General features: G+C 64.0%; 13 protein-coding genes. 9 read left to right on the top strand and 4 right to left on the bottom strand.

Annotated features, from left to right (window positions below):
- The first annotated feature begins 111 nt into the window (after window positions 1-111).
- A complete protein-coding gene (locus WJ542_RS25765) occupies window positions 112-1,119 on the top strand; it encodes a peptidoglycan DD-metalloendopeptidase family protein (protein WP_411192290.1) in 1,008 nt (335 codons plus the stop codon).
- 33 nt (window positions 1,120-1,152) lie between these two features.
- On the opposite strand, the gene WJ542_RS25770 is transcribed toward WJ542_RS25765, so the two are convergent.
- Both WJ542_RS25770 and WJ542_RS25775 read right to left on the bottom strand, forming a co-directional pair.
- Window positions 1,153-1,746: a hypothetical protein gene (locus WJ542_RS25770; protein WP_411192291.1), complete on the bottom strand. Its 594-nt coding sequence runs from the start codon at window positions 1,744-1,746 to the stop codon at window positions 1,153-1,155.
- 108 nt (window positions 1,747-1,854) lie between these two features.
- On the bottom strand, window positions 1,855-2,547 hold the full coding sequence (locus tag WJ542_RS25775; protein ID WP_411192292.1) for a FadR/GntR family transcriptional regulator: 693 nt from the start codon (window positions 2,545-2,547) through the stop codon (window positions 1,855-1,857).
- Window positions 2,548-2,810: 263 nt separating this feature from the next.
- Here WJ542_RS25775 and WJ542_RS25780 point away from each other — a divergent pair, with 263 nt between their 5' ends.
- From WJ542_RS25780 to WJ542_RS25790, 3 genes are read left to right on the top strand one after another with little or no spacing between them, the layout of a single operon-like run.
- Window positions 2,811-3,833, top strand: coding sequence for a zinc-binding alcohol dehydrogenase family protein (locus WJ542_RS25780; RefSeq protein WP_411192293.1), 1,023 nt, complete (start codon window positions 2,811-2,813; stop codon window positions 3,831-3,833).
- A gap of 13 nt (window positions 3,834-3,846) precedes the next feature.
- Window positions 3,847-4,977 (top strand): mannitol dehydrogenase family protein, encoded by a 1,131-nt coding sequence (locus tag WJ542_RS25785; RefSeq protein WP_411192294.1) that lies wholly within the window; start codon window positions 3,847-3,849, stop codon window positions 4,975-4,977.
- 44 nt (window positions 4,978-5,021) lie between these two features.
- On the top strand, window positions 5,022-6,311 hold the full coding sequence (locus tag WJ542_RS25790; RefSeq protein WP_411192295.1) for an MFS transporter: 1,290 nt from the start codon (window positions 5,022-5,024) through the stop codon (window positions 6,309-6,311).
- 48 nt (window positions 6,312-6,359) lie between these two features.
- On the opposite strand, the gene WJ542_RS25795 is transcribed toward WJ542_RS25790, so the two are convergent.
- Window positions 6,360-9,644: a sensor domain-containing protein gene (locus WJ542_RS25795; RefSeq protein WP_411192296.1), complete on the bottom strand. Its 3,285-nt coding sequence runs from the start codon at window positions 9,642-9,644 to the stop codon at window positions 6,360-6,362.
- A gap of 282 nt (window positions 9,645-9,926) precedes the next feature.
- On the opposite strand from WJ542_RS25795, the gene tssD reads away from it, so the two are divergent.
- The 3 genes from tssD to WJ542_RS25810 are packed head-to-tail and all read left to right on the top strand — an operon-like array spanning window position 9,927 to window position 11,221.
- Window positions 9,927-10,409: a type VI secretion system tube protein TssD gene (gene tssD, locus WJ542_RS25800; RefSeq protein ID WP_411192297.1), complete on the top strand. Its 483-nt coding sequence runs from the start codon at window positions 9,927-9,929 to the stop codon at window positions 10,407-10,409.
- A gap of 51 nt (window positions 10,410-10,460) precedes the next feature.
- On the top strand, window positions 10,461-10,901 hold the full coding sequence (locus tag WJ542_RS25805; RefSeq protein WP_411192298.1) for a DUF2778 domain-containing protein: 441 nt from the start codon (window positions 10,461-10,463) through the stop codon (window positions 10,899-10,901).
- Complete coding sequence (locus WJ542_RS25810) at window positions 10,898-11,221, top strand: hypothetical protein (RefSeq protein ID WP_411192299.1); 324 nt, start codon at window positions 10,898-10,900, stop codon at window positions 11,219-11,221. The genes WJ542_RS25805 and WJ542_RS25810 overlap by 4 nt, the downstream gene beginning before the upstream one ends.
- Before the next feature lie 63 nt (window positions 11,222-11,284).
- Here WJ542_RS25810 and WJ542_RS25815 read toward each other — a convergent pair whose 3' ends face one another.
- Window positions 11,285-11,572, bottom strand: coding sequence for a fatty acid desaturase (locus WJ542_RS25815; protein ID WP_411192300.1), 288 nt, complete (start codon window positions 11,570-11,572; stop codon window positions 11,285-11,287).
- 416 nt (window positions 11,573-11,988) lie between these two features.
- Between WJ542_RS25815 and WJ542_RS25820 the strand changes: the two genes are divergently transcribed.
- Window positions 11,989-13,065 (top strand): fatty acid desaturase family protein, encoded by a 1,077-nt coding sequence (locus WJ542_RS25820; protein ID WP_411192301.1) that lies wholly within the window; start codon window positions 11,989-11,991, stop codon window positions 13,063-13,065.
- Between the two features lie 49 nt (window positions 13,066-13,114).
- Window positions 13,115-13,423, top strand: coding sequence for a non-heme iron oxygenase ferredoxin subunit (locus tag WJ542_RS25825; protein ID WP_411192302.1), 309 nt, complete (start codon window positions 13,115-13,117; stop codon window positions 13,421-13,423).
- Window positions 13,424-13,426: the final 3 nt, after the last annotated feature.

The following is a 13,426-nucleotide window of genomic DNA, read 5'->3' on the forward strand; positions in this document are numbered from 1 at the left end:
TCTCTGATTACGCCGTACTCTGTGTCGACGGGCGTGCCAGCTACGATTCGCGGCTGGCACGCCCGTTGTGTTTGAAGCCATCTTGCCCGGAGTGCCGGGAAACAGGACGCCATGAAAGGTTTCGCAAGGCTAGCTCTCTCCATCGCCGTACTGATTCACCTCGCCGCCTGTGCGGGGATCGACCGTAGCCGCGAGGAGGCTTTGAACTGGGCAGCCGATGTCGATGTAACGCAGGCGCAGAACGATGTGGCGATCCGCCTGCCGGAAAATGTCCTGTTCGACTTTGGCAGCTCGGATCTGCGCGCCGATACCCGCGCCGCCATCGCTCGTTCGGCCGCGATGGTGGCACGCAGCGACAAGCGGGTCGTGGTCGAAGGCCACACCGACAACGTCGGATCACGCGACGCCAATCTGGCTCTGTCCGACGCCCGTGCCCAGGTCGTCGCAGCGGCACTGGAGCGCGATGGCATTGCCGCCTCCCGCATTACGATTCGCGGCTACGCCTCCGATCATCCGATCGCGGATAACGACACCGAAGAAGGGCGCGCGCAGAATCGCCGGGCGGAAATCAGGATCGTGGACGAGTCGGTCGACAAGGTGCTCGGCCGGGCGCCGAAATGGACGAAATGGCCGAACGGCGATGCGGACAGCGCGGTGTCCCGCGAACGGCAAACAACCGGCGAAGAAAGCGCGTCATCCCGCGAACGGCCCGCGACGCCAGGTCCGGCCGCGCCGGCGGAAAATGGAGCCGCGCGCTTCGTATGGCCGGTACAGGGCCACGTCGCTCAAGCGTTCGTCGAGGGGAAAACGCGCGGGATGCTCATTGCCGGAAACGCGGGCGAGCCCGTGAAGGCCGTGGCGAGCGGTTTCGTGGTCTATGCAGGCAACGCGGTCGAAGCTTATGGGCCGCTTGTCATCGTCCAGCACCGCGACGGATTCGTGACCGCCTACGCGCACAACGGGCGTTTGCTGGTCAAGAGTCGCCAGGTTGTCGCGCAGGGGCAGCCCATTGCAGAAATGGGCGCGGACGCGACGGGCAACGGTATGCTGCAGTTCGAGATCCGCCGCAACGGTCAGCAACTCGATCCCCTGAAGTATCTTCCGCAGCCGGAAAACTGAACCGGCGCGCTTGTCCGGCGCGCTTGTGCGGCTCTATCGCTTTCGCTTCGCGCGTTTGGGCCCGGTTGCGCTGCGCCAGCCCGAAATCGCGACCGCGATCAGCATCGGGCCGCCCAGCAGGGTGATGAGGGTACCGGCCAGGCTGCCTTTCCATGCGCCGTCCGTTACGTCCGTATTCATGACGGCCTGGCCGGAGAACGTTGGAGAGACGCGCAATTGCGTTGTCTCCGGCGCGTTGCAATAACGTGCCTTGATTTCGGCCATCTGCCCGGCAGTGACAATCTCGCGCGGGTTATGGTGCGGATACCGGGGCGCGCCGGGGGGTGTCCAGTTTTCTTCAAGATGCTGCGCCTCGCCGGGTCCGAAGCGCCATCTGGCGGAAAAATCCCAGTAATCATCGTAGCGGCCGCTGCGCAGCGTGGCGTCGCAAGCGTCGAGATGCGCGGTGACGACGGGCCAGTTGCGCGCCAGGAGCATTTTGCTCGTGTCGAAAAGCCCCACCATGCCCGCTATGGACAAGATGGCGCCGAACACGAACAGGATCGCCGACCGAAGCCAGACTCCCTTCTTCGCGAGGCCGCCGGTGCGCGGTGGCGGTGTTGAGGCGCCGGGAGAGGTGCGAGCCATGCGGGTCGTCTATTTGCGGTCGGCACGCCATGCGGAAGACTTGCCGCATCCCAACAGCATGCAGCTCATCGCGCATAAGGTGGCTAAGGCTTTCATCTGGCTCCTGGTTCAGCCGCGCCGCGCCATCACGCGTTCGAGCGAAATCTTCAAGTGCCGCTGCATCGCGGCCTGCGCCTGGATCGCGTCGCGCGCTTCGAGCGCTTCCAGGATGTCGCGATGCTCGGCAAGCGCCGCGAGCCACGTCGTCTCGCTCTCGAAGTGGTCGCGCAGCTTCGAGGAAAGCGGGGTATGGCGCTTGTCGTACAGCGTTCCCACGGTTTGCACGAGGATCTCGTTGCCCGTCATCTGCGCGATCGCGACATGGAACGCGCGGTCTTCCGCTTCCGGAATGTGCCCGGCGTGGACTTCGCGCTCCATCGCGTTGTAAATCGCGCGCAGTGCTTTCAGAATCCTGGGCGTGCAGAACGCCGCGACGCTTCCCGCAATCGCGCCTTCCAGCACGGCGCGCGCGTTCATGACGTCGACGAGGCTGTCGCCCAGTTCTTCCTCGGCCGGCGCGGCATGCGGGGCCGCCGCGCACACGTAAACGCCGGACCCCATGCGGATTTCCACGCGCCCCTCCAGCTCCAGCACCACCAGCGCCTCGCGCACCGAAGGCCGCGATACGCCGAGCCGCTCGGCCAGCGCGCGCTCGGAAGGCAGACGCCCGTGGCTCGCGAAGTCCGGCTCGGCGATCAGCGCGCGCAGCTTGTCGGCGATCTGCAGGTAGAGGCGGCGGGATTCGGCGGGTTTGGCGACCACGAGGGTTCCTGTCGTTGGGTGCTGCCGTTGTGTGATGCCGCGGGCCTTGCGCGGCCCGAAAGCGGGGAGCCGCGATTGTAAATCGAAGCGGCCGTGGCCCAGCCTGTGCGCGTGCGCCGCGGCCCGGACCCCCGGGTAAAGGTGGCTTGACCAATTCTATTATGGCTTGTATTTTCGCAACTGGTCAGGCCACTCTAGAGCGAGTGGCCGGCGCGCGTCGCGTTCCAGGACGCGCGTTTCTTCGCACGCAGCCCAACCCTCCCATGAAAACCGTCATCTGCGAACAACCGGGCCGGCTCGAAGTCGTCGAACGGCCCAAGCCCGAGGCCGCCCCCGGCGATGTGCTGATCCGCGTGAAGCGCATCGGCGTCTGCGGCACCGACCTGCACATCTTCACGGGCAACCAGCCCTATCTGTCGTATCCGCGCGTGATGGGCCACGAGCTCTCCGGCGTCGTCGAGTCGGCGCCGCCCGGCGCGCGCGTGAAGGCGGGCGATGCCGTCTACGTGATGCCTTACCTTTCGTGCGGACGCTGCGTGGCGTGCCGCGCGGGCAAGACCAACTGCTGCACGAACATTCGCGTGCTGGGCGTGCACGCGGACGGCGGCATGGCCGAATACCTCGCGGTTCCGCACGAGTTCGTGTTCCCGGCGCATGGCGTGTCGCTCGACCAGGCCGCGATGATCGAATTTCTCGCCATCGGCGCGCACGCGGTGGCGCGGGCCGACGTGCAGGCCGGCGCGCGCGTGCTCGTGGTCGGCGCGGGGCCGATCGGCATGGCGGCCCTGATCTTCGCCAGGCTGCGCGGCGCGCGCGTCGTAGTGCTCGACGCTCGCGTGGACCGGCTGGCGGTCTGCAAGGCGTCGCTAGGGGCCGACAGCACGGTGACGCTCGATACGTCGGGCGCAGGCGCCGACGCACGGGCGCTCGGCGAGTGGACGGACGGTGAATACTTCGACGTCGTGTTCGACGCCACGGGCAACGCGGGCGCGATGGAGCGCGGCCTCGAATTCGTCGCGCATGGCGGCAAGTACGTGCTGATCTCGATCGTCAATGCGCGCATTGGCTTCTCCGATCCGGAGTTCCACAAGCGCGAGACGACGCTGCTCGCGAGCCGCAACGCGACGCCCGCCGATTTCGAGACCGTGCTCGACGCCATGCGTGCGGGCAAGATTCCCACTGACGTGCTGAACACGCACCGGCTCGAACTCGATACGTTGCCCGAAACGTTCCCTGGGCTGCTCGCGCCCGAGGCCGGGGTGATCAAGGCGCTCGTCGCCTGCTGAAAGGGAATACAGCATGGGACAACCGATTTTGCAGTTCGGCACGAGCCGCTTTCTCCAGGCGCATGCCGATCTGTTCGTGTCCGAAGCGCTGCGCGAAGGGCGCGCGCTCGGGCGCATCACGGTCGTGCAGACCACCTCGAATCCCGAGAGCCGCTCGCGCATCGAGGCGTTGCGCGAACGCGGCCGCTACCCCGTGCGGATTCGCGGCGTGCGGCACGAGACGACGATCGACGAGACCCGCGAGTGCGATGCGATTGCCGAAGCGCTCGACGCGAACCTCGATTGGTCCGCCGTGCGCGAGCGTTTCGCGCACGATGCGCGTGTGGTGATCTCGAACACAGGCGACACGGGCTATGCGCGCTATCCGGAAGACAGCGCCGATCTGCTCGCGCCTGGCGCACGCGTGCCGCGTGGTTTCGTCGCGAAACTAGCGGTGTTGCTGAAGGCCCGCTACGATGCCGGCGCCGAGCCGCTCACGCTGTATCCCTGCGAACTCGTGACGCGCAATGGCGACACGTTGCGCGCGCTCGTCGCGCAGCTCGCGCGCGAGTGGAACGCCGCGCCGGGCTTCGTCGAGTATGTCGAGCACGGCTGCATGTGGGTGAACTCGCTGGTGGACCGGATCGTGTCCGAGCCGATCGCGCCCGTGGGAGCCATTGCGGAGCCCTACGCGCTCTGGGCGATCGAGCGGCAAGCGGGCATGGTGCTGCCGTGCGAACACGAGTCGATCGTCGTGACCGACGATCTCGACCACTATGTACGGCTCAAGCTGCTGTTGCTGAACCTGGGGCACACGTATCTCGCCGAGCGTTGGCTCGCGGAGGGGCGGGCGGCCGACGAGAACACGCTGCACGCGATGCGCGACCCGGCGATGCGCGGCGAGCTCGAAGCGCTGTGGCGCGAGGAAGTGGTGCCGGTATTCGACGCACTAGGCAAGGGCGACGCGGCGCGCGCCTATCTCGACGAACTGCGCGAGCGCTTCGGCAATCCCTTCCTCGATCACCGGCTGGCCGACATCGCCCGCAATCACGAGGAAAAGAAGGCGCGGCGTTTCGCGCCCGTCATCGATCTGGCACGCGAGCTAGGTCTCGAGCTGGCGCAGCCGCGCTTGCGTGCGGCGGTCGCTGCGCGTGCGCCCGCCTGAAGGACAGCATCCCGGCAACGATACCCCTGAGAGGAGACAGCTCCATGAGGAAGATGCGTTGGGTAGTCGTGTTTCTGAGCTTTCTGGCCATCGCGGTCAATTACATCGACCGGGCGAACCTCGCCGTTGCCGCGCCGCAGATCGAGAAGGCGCTCGGCATCGGCCCGGCCGACATGGGCCTCTTGCTGAGCGGATTCTTCTGGACTTATGCGCTCATGCAGATGCCGTTCGGCTGGTTCGTGGATCGCGTCGGCGCGCGCATTGCGCTGCCGCTGGCAGTCGGCTGGTGGTCGGTGTTCACGGCGACGACGGCCTTCGCGACGAGCGTGGTGGGGATGTTCGGCTGCCGGCTTCTGCTCGGCATGGGCGAGGCGGGCGCCTATCCGTCGTGCGCGAAGCTCGTGAGCCAGTGGTTTCGCCGCGAGGAACGCGCGATCGCAACGAGCATCTTCGATAGCGGCTCGCGCGTGGGCTCCGCGCTGTCGATTCCCGTCGTCGCGCTGATCGTCGGCACGCTCGGCTGGCGGGCCGCGTTCGTCATCACGGGTCTGTTGGGCGTGGTGTGGGTGATCGGCTGGTTCGCGATCTACCGCGCGCCCGCGCACGGCGACATGACGGGCGAGCCCGACGCGGCTCCCGCGCCGCAACGCAATGCCCGCGAAAATGGCGGCGTGACCTGGGCGTCGCTGTTCCGCTACCGCACGCTGTGGGGGATGATGCTCGGCTTCTTTTGCCTGAACTTCGTCATCTACTTTTTCATCACCTGGTTCCCGAGCTATCTCGTGCAGACGCGCGGCTTCTCGCTGAAGTCGCTCGGTTCGCTCGGGATGATTCCGGCGCTGATCTCGATTCCGGGCGGCTGGCTGGGCGGCTGGGCCTCGGACGCGCTCGTGCGCCGCGGCTGGAGCCTCACCGCGGCGCGCAAGACCTGCATGGTGGGCGGCATGCTGGCCTCGTCGGCGATCACGCTTTCGGCCTTCACGTCGGACACCTGGCTCATGCTCGCGTGCTTCGGCATTTCGTACGGCAGCCTTGCGTTCGCCGCCGCAAGCATCTGGGCGCTGCCGGCCGACGTCGCGCCGACGCCGGGCCACGTCGCTTCGATAGGCGGGATCCAGAACTTTGCCTCGAACATCGCCGGTATCGTCATCACGACGTTCACCGGCGCGATGGTGGCGTTGACGAAGGGCTCGTTCACGATTCCACTCGTGGTTGCGGGCGGTTTTTGCGTGCTCGGCGCGTTCAGCTATCTCGTGATCGTCGGCCGGATCGAACCGTTGCCGGTCAAGCACGCGCAGGACGAGCTACCCGGAACCACGCGTTCGTCTATCTGAGCAATACGGTTAGGATGCCTTAACGTGAGCGGGCGGCGGTGAACGGCGTCAGTCGGCGGGACCCGGCTGAGCCGCCGTCGGTTCAGCGCTCAGGAACCGGGCGATGGAGTGGCCGCTGATCGCGCGGCTATAGAGAAAGCCCTGCGCCTGGGTGCAGCCGTTCTCCAGCAGGAAGTCGCGATGGCGGCGGGTCTCCACGCCTTCGGCGATCAGCTCGAAATTGAAGGCCTTCGCCACGGCGATGACCGCAAGCGTGATCGCTTCCATTTCCGGGTCCTGACCGATTTCCTTCACGAACGCACGGTCGATCTTGAGGCGGTCCACGCGGAAGCGTTTCAGGTAGCTCAGGCTCGAATAGCCGGTGCCGAAGTCGTCGATGGCGATGCGCACGCCCAGGTCGCGCAGGCTGGCGAGAATCTTCGCCGCATGTTCAGGATGGCGTATCAGTGCGCCCTCCGTCACTTCGAGCTCCAGCAGCTCGGGGACGAGACCCGAATCGCCGAGCGCGCGGCGCACCTGATCGACGAGGTCGGAGTGTTCGAGCTGCAGCGGCGAGACATTGACCGAAACGCGCAGGCGGCTACCCGGCATGGCGTTCCACCGCGCCCCTTCGTTGCAGGCTTCGCGCAGGACCCATTCGCCAATCGCGCGGATGAGGCCGGTGTCCTCCGCGAGGGGAATGAACACCGCCGGCGAGACCTCGCCGAGTTCGGAGTCGGTCCAGCGCAGGAGCGCTTCGGCGCCGACCATGCCGCCGCTTGCCATGTCGAACTGCGGCTGGTACATCACGTTGAGCTCGCTGTTCTTGAACGCGCGGCGCAATCGCGTCGAAACGCGCAGGCGCGACGCCGCGGCCTCGCTTAGTTCCGGACGATAGAACTGGTACTGGTTTCGTCCATTGTGCTTCGCGAGATACATGGCGGCGTCGGCGTTGCGGATCAGCGTGTCGGCGTCGGCGCCGTCGGTGGGAAAGACGCTGATGCCCATGCTCGCTTCGATGAAAAGCTCGTGAGCGGAAATCCGCACGGGCTCCGTCATGACGACGAGCAGCTCGTCCAGTAACGCGGCGACCTCACTGCGCGAAATGCCCTCGGTCACCACCATGAATTCGTCGCCGCCGTAGCGCGCGACCGTGCCGCTGCCGCCGATCATGCGTTCGAGACGCCTTGCGATCTGGCCCAGCAGCGCGTCGCCGATGCGATGACCCAGCGAGTCGTTGACTTCCTTGAAATGATCGAGGTCCAGGAAGATGACGGCGACAGGGTCGCCCGAGCGCGCCGCGCGCTGCAGCGCCGCGGCGAGCTTGTCATCCAGTTGCTTGCGGTTCGGCAGGCCGGTGAGCGTATCGTACTGGGCCTGGCGTTCGAGTTCGGCCTGATAGCGGATCACGGCGGTCACGTCGCTCATGATGGCGACGTGATGCGTGACCTTGCCGTTCGGCGCGGGCACCGGCGCGACCAGCATGTTGATCCAGTAGACGTCGCCATCGCGATGCCGGCATTGCAGCGTGAGGTTCGCGTCGGCGTCGGACTGCAGCGCGGCGTGGACTTCGGCCCAGCCGCTTGCTGCCTCGTTTGCCGTTTCGCTGGCGGCTGTGCTTGTTATCGCGCTTGTTACCGCGCTTGTTACGGCATTTGCCGCTGCATGGCCCGCGCCATCGGGCGTGTCGCGCACCGCGAAGAGCGTGCCGAAGTCCTTGCCCGCAACCTCTTCGAATCGCAGGCCCGTCAGCTTTTCGAACGCGCGGTTGACGTACCTGACGGGGTGCGCGTGCTCCTTTGCCTGGGCGATGACGATCCCGCTGATACTCGCGTCGAGCGCGCGGCCCTGCAGACGCAGCGCCAACTGCGACTCGCGCGTCGCCGTGATGTTTTCGTAGGCGGTCAGCACGCCCACGCCGGTGCCCGACGGGTCGATCAACGGCAGCTTCGTTTCGGCGATCCAGACGGTGCTGCCGTCCACGGCAATGGCCTCGCGTTCGATGCGCTTCTTCACGAGTTCGCCGGTCATGATCCGGATGTCTTCCGCGCGCACCGCGGCCGGATCGTCGCCCCAGCGCAACTGGTCGTCGGTCAGCCCGACGAGCGCCTTGCGCGAGACCAGTCCCGCGTCTTTCGCATAGATCTCGTTGCCGCCTGCGTAGCGGTGCGAAGAATCTTTCCAGGCAATGCCGGTGGGAATATTGTCGAGCACATATTCGAGCATCTGCATCGAGCGGAACAGCTCGGCCTGCGCGGCGAGCTCTTTCGTCATGTCCTCCATGACGCATAGCGTCGCACGCCGGCCGTCGAGTTCCGTGTGCAGATGAAAGACCGCCATCGAAAGCATTTCGCCCTGCTTCGTGCGGTGAGACCAGATGCCGGCCATGCCGTCCTGCAGCCCCCGGGCCTGCGGAACCGTGGCGCCGTGCAACGGGGTCTCGCCGGTGCGGATATCGTCGAGCGTCATGCGCAGCATTTCGTCGGCGCGATATCCCATGGCCTCGACGGCCATATCGTTGACGGCGACGATGCGGCCCGATTCGTCGTCGACGATCCAGATCGGCAGCGGGTTACGCACGAAGAGGCGCTGGTACTTCTCGCGGTTGGAGTCGGCGGTACGCAAGGCCACGCGCAGCGACTTCGTGATGCGTCCGTTGCGGTACAGGAGCGCGAGCAGCATGAGGGCCGCGGCGAGACCCGAGCCGAGCAGCAGGTCGGAGACCACTTCCGCGTCGTGCGAAGCCTTGCTGACCGAGGTGTCGAGATGTTCGTCCTCGGCCATGCGCACTTCGCCGATCTTCTGCATGGTCTGGAAGAAGCGGGCGTCGAGCTCCCCGAGCTTGGGCGCGCCGATCGTCACGCTGCCTGGCTTGAGCAGCGCGCGCATGGCCAACTCGTTACTGAGCTTGCCGAGGTGCCGGATCATGTCCTTCAGTTCGTCGAGCAGGGCAATGCAGCGCGATTCGCTGCCGCAGGATTGTTGCGCCGCGCTCGCGTAATCGAGCAGTGCCGGCAGCGGATAGATGTAGGCAGAGGCCGGCCGTCTGAAGAAAGGCCGCATGCCGACCACGGTATAGAGCTGTTCGTGTTCGTCGAGCAGCGCGTCCTGGAGCGCGTCGAGATTGCGCTTGAGGAGCGCCACGGATTGCTGCTGGCCGAGCGTGTGGTTCTGTTCCTGCGTTTGACGCAGCGCGAGCGTCGTATTGAGCCCGATGGCGGCCAGAATGGCGGCGACGGCGAGCCCGGTGACGAGCCGCGTGCGCAACCTGCCGGAAAGCGCGGCGCTCACGTCCCTGAACGTCGGGCCATGCGCGTCTTTGCTCCTGTTATCTGGTGCACCGCGTGCTTTCATTGCCTGGCCCCGCCCTTGCATGCACAGGGCATAACGGCAGGGCTACCGGAGAACTTGAGGGTGCAACCCCGCGCGGGTGTAGAGGGTTTCTACGGCTTGTCGCATGCTTGTGTGTCATTGGGATGTAATAGAGCCGTTGTTGTTCGCGCGCCTTTCATCCGTGTCTGATAGTCCCTGCTTTCGTCCCATGCTGATATTGCCTGTCAGGGCGAAATCTTTGCCCGGATTGTCACCGGTTGCGTTACCGGCAGACACGTTCAAACCATCAACGGAGGCTTCGCAATGGCAGTTCCTTTGCATCTATGGTTGAAAGATGATGGCGGCGCGGACATTCCTGGGTCCAGCGAGGTTTTGGGCCGCGAAGGCAGCATCGAAGTTTTGAGTCTGTCGCACGGCCTGAATATGCCTGCGGACGGTCAAACTGGAAAGTTGATGGGCACGCGCACGCATCGCCCACTCACCATCGAAAAGGAAATCGATCGTTCGTCCGCGCTTCTTTATCGAGCCGTAGCATGCGGGCTAACGTTGCAGTCTGGAGAGTTGAGGTTCTATCGGACGAACGAGGCGGGGCTAGAAGAGGTTTACTTTATCATTCTTATGAAAAACGTGAAGGTCGTTGGAATTTCTCCGCGAGTTCTGAATATCAAGGAGGCCACAAATCAGCATCGAAATCACTTTGAAGTGGTGGAATTTCGCTATGAGGAAATTACGTGGAATTACACCGAGGGCAACATGATATTCAAAGATTCCTGGAACTACTTCTAAGGGATCGACACTATGCCTGTCTTTTGTACCTTCACACTCAATAATCGGGAAATGTCTACGCTCGTTTGCTCTGGCTACGGCGCAGTAGACGCCTATTCTGGACACGACAGGGGCCGCGATAGTCCAGTTGATGTCGCCGACGTTGGTGTCGGGGCTATCCCGCCCGGCACGTACTATATCGTTGACCGTCAATCAGGCGGGCGTATGGGCTGGCTTCGCGATATGCTTGGTCCCTTTGTCGGTACGACCGATCGGCGTTTATGGTTTATGCTTTGGAACCCCTACACCGGAGATAGCACGATGATCAACGGTATCAGGCGCGGGAATTTCCGGCTGCATCCAGACGGGCCACACCATGAAAGCGATGGCTGTATCACGGTTAAAAATCCGGCTGAGTTCGACCGGCTTCAACATCATATCCGCCAGCACGCCCCGGATCTGCCCGTGCCGGGTAGCGACATGAAAGCGTACGGCCAGGTTGATGTGCGATGAAGCGATTAGCATTCGTCGGTTGGTGCATTGGGTCGCTTGGTCTATGGCTTGCCATGGTTTTCTTTATTGGTCATTTTATTTTGTCTCATATCTGGTATGAAATTCCCATCAATTTTTACCAGATAACGAATGATTTTGCGCTATGGGTGGTGCGTAAATTCAAACCAGGCTATGACCCCGGAGTGTTACAAATGGATGACCCCGGACTCCTGGTCCTGGTTATTGCAACAGGGTTGATTTGCGCCGCCATTGTTATACCCGTTGGCACCTTTGGATGGCGGCGATTCAGTGCAAGACGCGCACCACGGGAATCCAGGTAACCTGGGACTTGGCCCCGCTTCGGCGGGGCCTTTCATTCGAATTTCAATGCGCCAGCCTGCCGCTCATATAACCACGCTTCCCTGCTTCCCAGGCGGCAACTCACGCACGACCACATATTCAGGATCGCGCTGCTGCTTTGCGAAGATCGTGAGAATCTCCCGCCACGCGGGCCACAGGCCGGAGTAAGGCACGGGCATCTGCGCAGCCACGGTCTCATGAAATTTCGGCAGCGCGTGGAATGGCACACTGGGGAACATGTGACGTTCGACGTGATAGTTCATGTTCCAGTAAAGAAAACGCACGACAGGATTTAGCTTCACGGTGCGGCTCGAGACGCGATGGTCGAGCACGTTCTCCTTGAGGCCTGTGTTGCGTGAGGGCGCAGAGTTCGTGCAGCCAGGTGCCGTAAGCGCGCGCCAAAAAGAGAAACAGCACCGGCAGCCAGCTATGTGCGAGGATCGCCCAGACGAAGATGGCCCCGTAGCAGGCGAGCAGGATGCGCGAGTTTTCGCACATCTTCTTGTACTCCTTCTCCGGCATTACAACCGGGGCACGCCTTCCTGGCTGCCGCTACAAACTCCAATCTCGATCTACCTTCGGGAGAACCTGCCGCCGGAACACTGAAGACTGCGCGCCCCAGCCAATTTGACGAGATTTCGTCAACGTTTCCGTTGAGCGATCCGTTCGCCGCGCTTATTTTTGATCTCGAGAGCAGATGAACTGACGGGCCGGGCAACCCACGGCGAACCGGATCAAGGAGACAGCGGTGTCGAACACGCAAACAGGCTCGCGCGAGGCGTCCGCCTTCGCGGGGCATCAGGCTTACCGGCTGATAGGCGGTGCGGGCGAGGCGGCGCGCGCCGCGGGCCTCGTCAATGCCGAGTGGTACAAGTGCCCCGTGCCGCGGGCCACCATGAAGGCCTTGATGCAGCGCGACGACGCGCGCGCGATTCGCGACACGCTGATCTGGTACGCGGCGATCGTGGCGAGCGGCGTGCTCGCGGGATTCGCGTGGCATGCGCATTCGCTGTGGGCCATCCCCGCCTTCTTCCTGTATGGCACGCTCTATTGCAGCCCGGCCGACTCGCGCTGGCACGAGTGCGGGCACGGCACGGCGTTCAAGACGCGCTGGATGAACGACGTGGTTTATCAGCTCGCCTCGTTCCAGGTCTTCCGGCGCCCCACGGTCTGGCGCTGGAGTCACGCGCGGCATCATACCGATACGCTGGTGGTCGGCCGCGATCCCGAGATCGGCGCGCCGCGCCCGACGGATTGGTTCGCCATCCTGCTCAACGTCTTCGCGATCAAGCATGTCGCGAACGAAGTGCCGAAGATCGTTTCCGCGGCCTTCGGCAACGTCGGTGCGGAAGAGAAAACCTTCATACCCGAATCCGAGTGGCCGAAGGTCGTGCGCGAAGCGCGCCTCACGCTCCTCGTTTATGCGGCCGTGGTGGCCGCCTGCATCGGCTTCCATTCGGTGCTGCCGCTCCTGTATATCGGCTTGCCCAGTCTCTATGGCGCGTGGCTCTACCTCTATTTCGGCCTCACGCAGCACGCGGGGCTGCCGGAGAACGTCCTCGACCACCGCAAGAACTGTCGCACGGTCATGATGAATCCCGTGTTCCGCTTCCTCTACTGGAACATGAACTACCACATCGAACATCACATGTTCCCGATGATCCCGTTCCATGCGCTGCCGCGGCTGCACGAGTTCGTCAGGGCGGACATGCCGCCTGCCTATTCGAGCAGCCTGGCCGCCTACGCCGAGATCATCCCCGCGCTCGTGCGGCAGACGCGCAACCCCGAATATCACGTCACGCGGCCAGTGCCGGGCATTAGCTGAGAGACGAAGCAGTCCTGAACATATCGATAACGAATCGAGGAGACACGACATGACGCAATGGATCGACGCAGCCGCGCTGGACGAGATCGAGGACGAGGACGTCATGCGCTTCGATCACGGCGGCCAGACCTATGCCCTTTATCGCGTGGACGGCGACGTCTACGCGAGCGACGGGCTCTGCACGCACGAGCACGTACACCTGTGCGACGGCCTCGTGATGGGCCACACGATCGAATGCCCGAAGCACAACGGCCGCTTCGACATCCGCGACGGACGGGCGCTCTGTGCGCCCGTATGCGAAAAGCTCAAGATTTATCCGGCCAGGGTAGAGGCCGGACGCATCTTCATCGAGATCTGACGC

Source organism: Paraburkholderia yinzeri, assembly GCF_046581065.1.
In the GTDB taxonomy this organism is placed as follows: Bacteria; Pseudomonadota; Gammaproteobacteria; order Burkholderiales; family Burkholderiaceae; genus Paraburkholderia.

Coding starts and splice junctions, on each gene's coding strand:
- WJ542_RS25790 (WP_411192295.1), top strand. CDS start 5,022: ATGAGGAAGATGCGTTGGGTAGTCGTGTTTCTGAGCTTTCTGGCCATC.
- WJ542_RS25825 (WP_411192302.1), top strand. CDS start 13,115: ATGACGCAATGGATCGACGCAGCCGCGCTGGACGAGATCGAGGACGAG.
- WJ542_RS25780 (WP_411192293.1), top strand. CDS start 2,811: ATGAAAACCGTCATCTGCGAACAACCGGGCCGGCTCGAAGTCGTCGAA.
- WJ542_RS25805 (WP_411192298.1), top strand. CDS start 10,461: ATGTCTACGCTCGTTTGCTCTGGCTACGGCGCAGTAGACGCCTATTCT.
- WJ542_RS25810 (WP_411192299.1), top strand. CDS start 10,898: ATGAAGCGATTAGCATTCGTCGGTTGGTGCATTGGGTCGCTTGGTCTA.
- WJ542_RS25795 (WP_411192296.1), bottom strand. CDS start 9,644: ATGAAAGCACGCGGTGCACCAGATAACAGGAGCAAAGACGCGCATGGC.
- WJ542_RS25765 (WP_411192290.1), top strand. CDS start 112: ATGAAAGGTTTCGCAAGGCTAGCTCTCTCCATCGCCGTACTGATTCAC.
- WJ542_RS25785 (WP_411192294.1), top strand. CDS start 3,847: ATGGGACAACCGATTTTGCAGTTCGGCACGAGCCGCTTTCTCCAGGCG.
- WJ542_RS25770 (WP_411192291.1), bottom strand. CDS start 1,746: ATGGCTCGCACCTCTCCCGGCGCCTCAACACCGCCACCGCGCACCGGC.
- tssD (WP_411192297.1), top strand. CDS start 9,927: ATGGCAGTTCCTTTGCATCTATGGTTGAAAGATGATGGCGGCGCGGAC.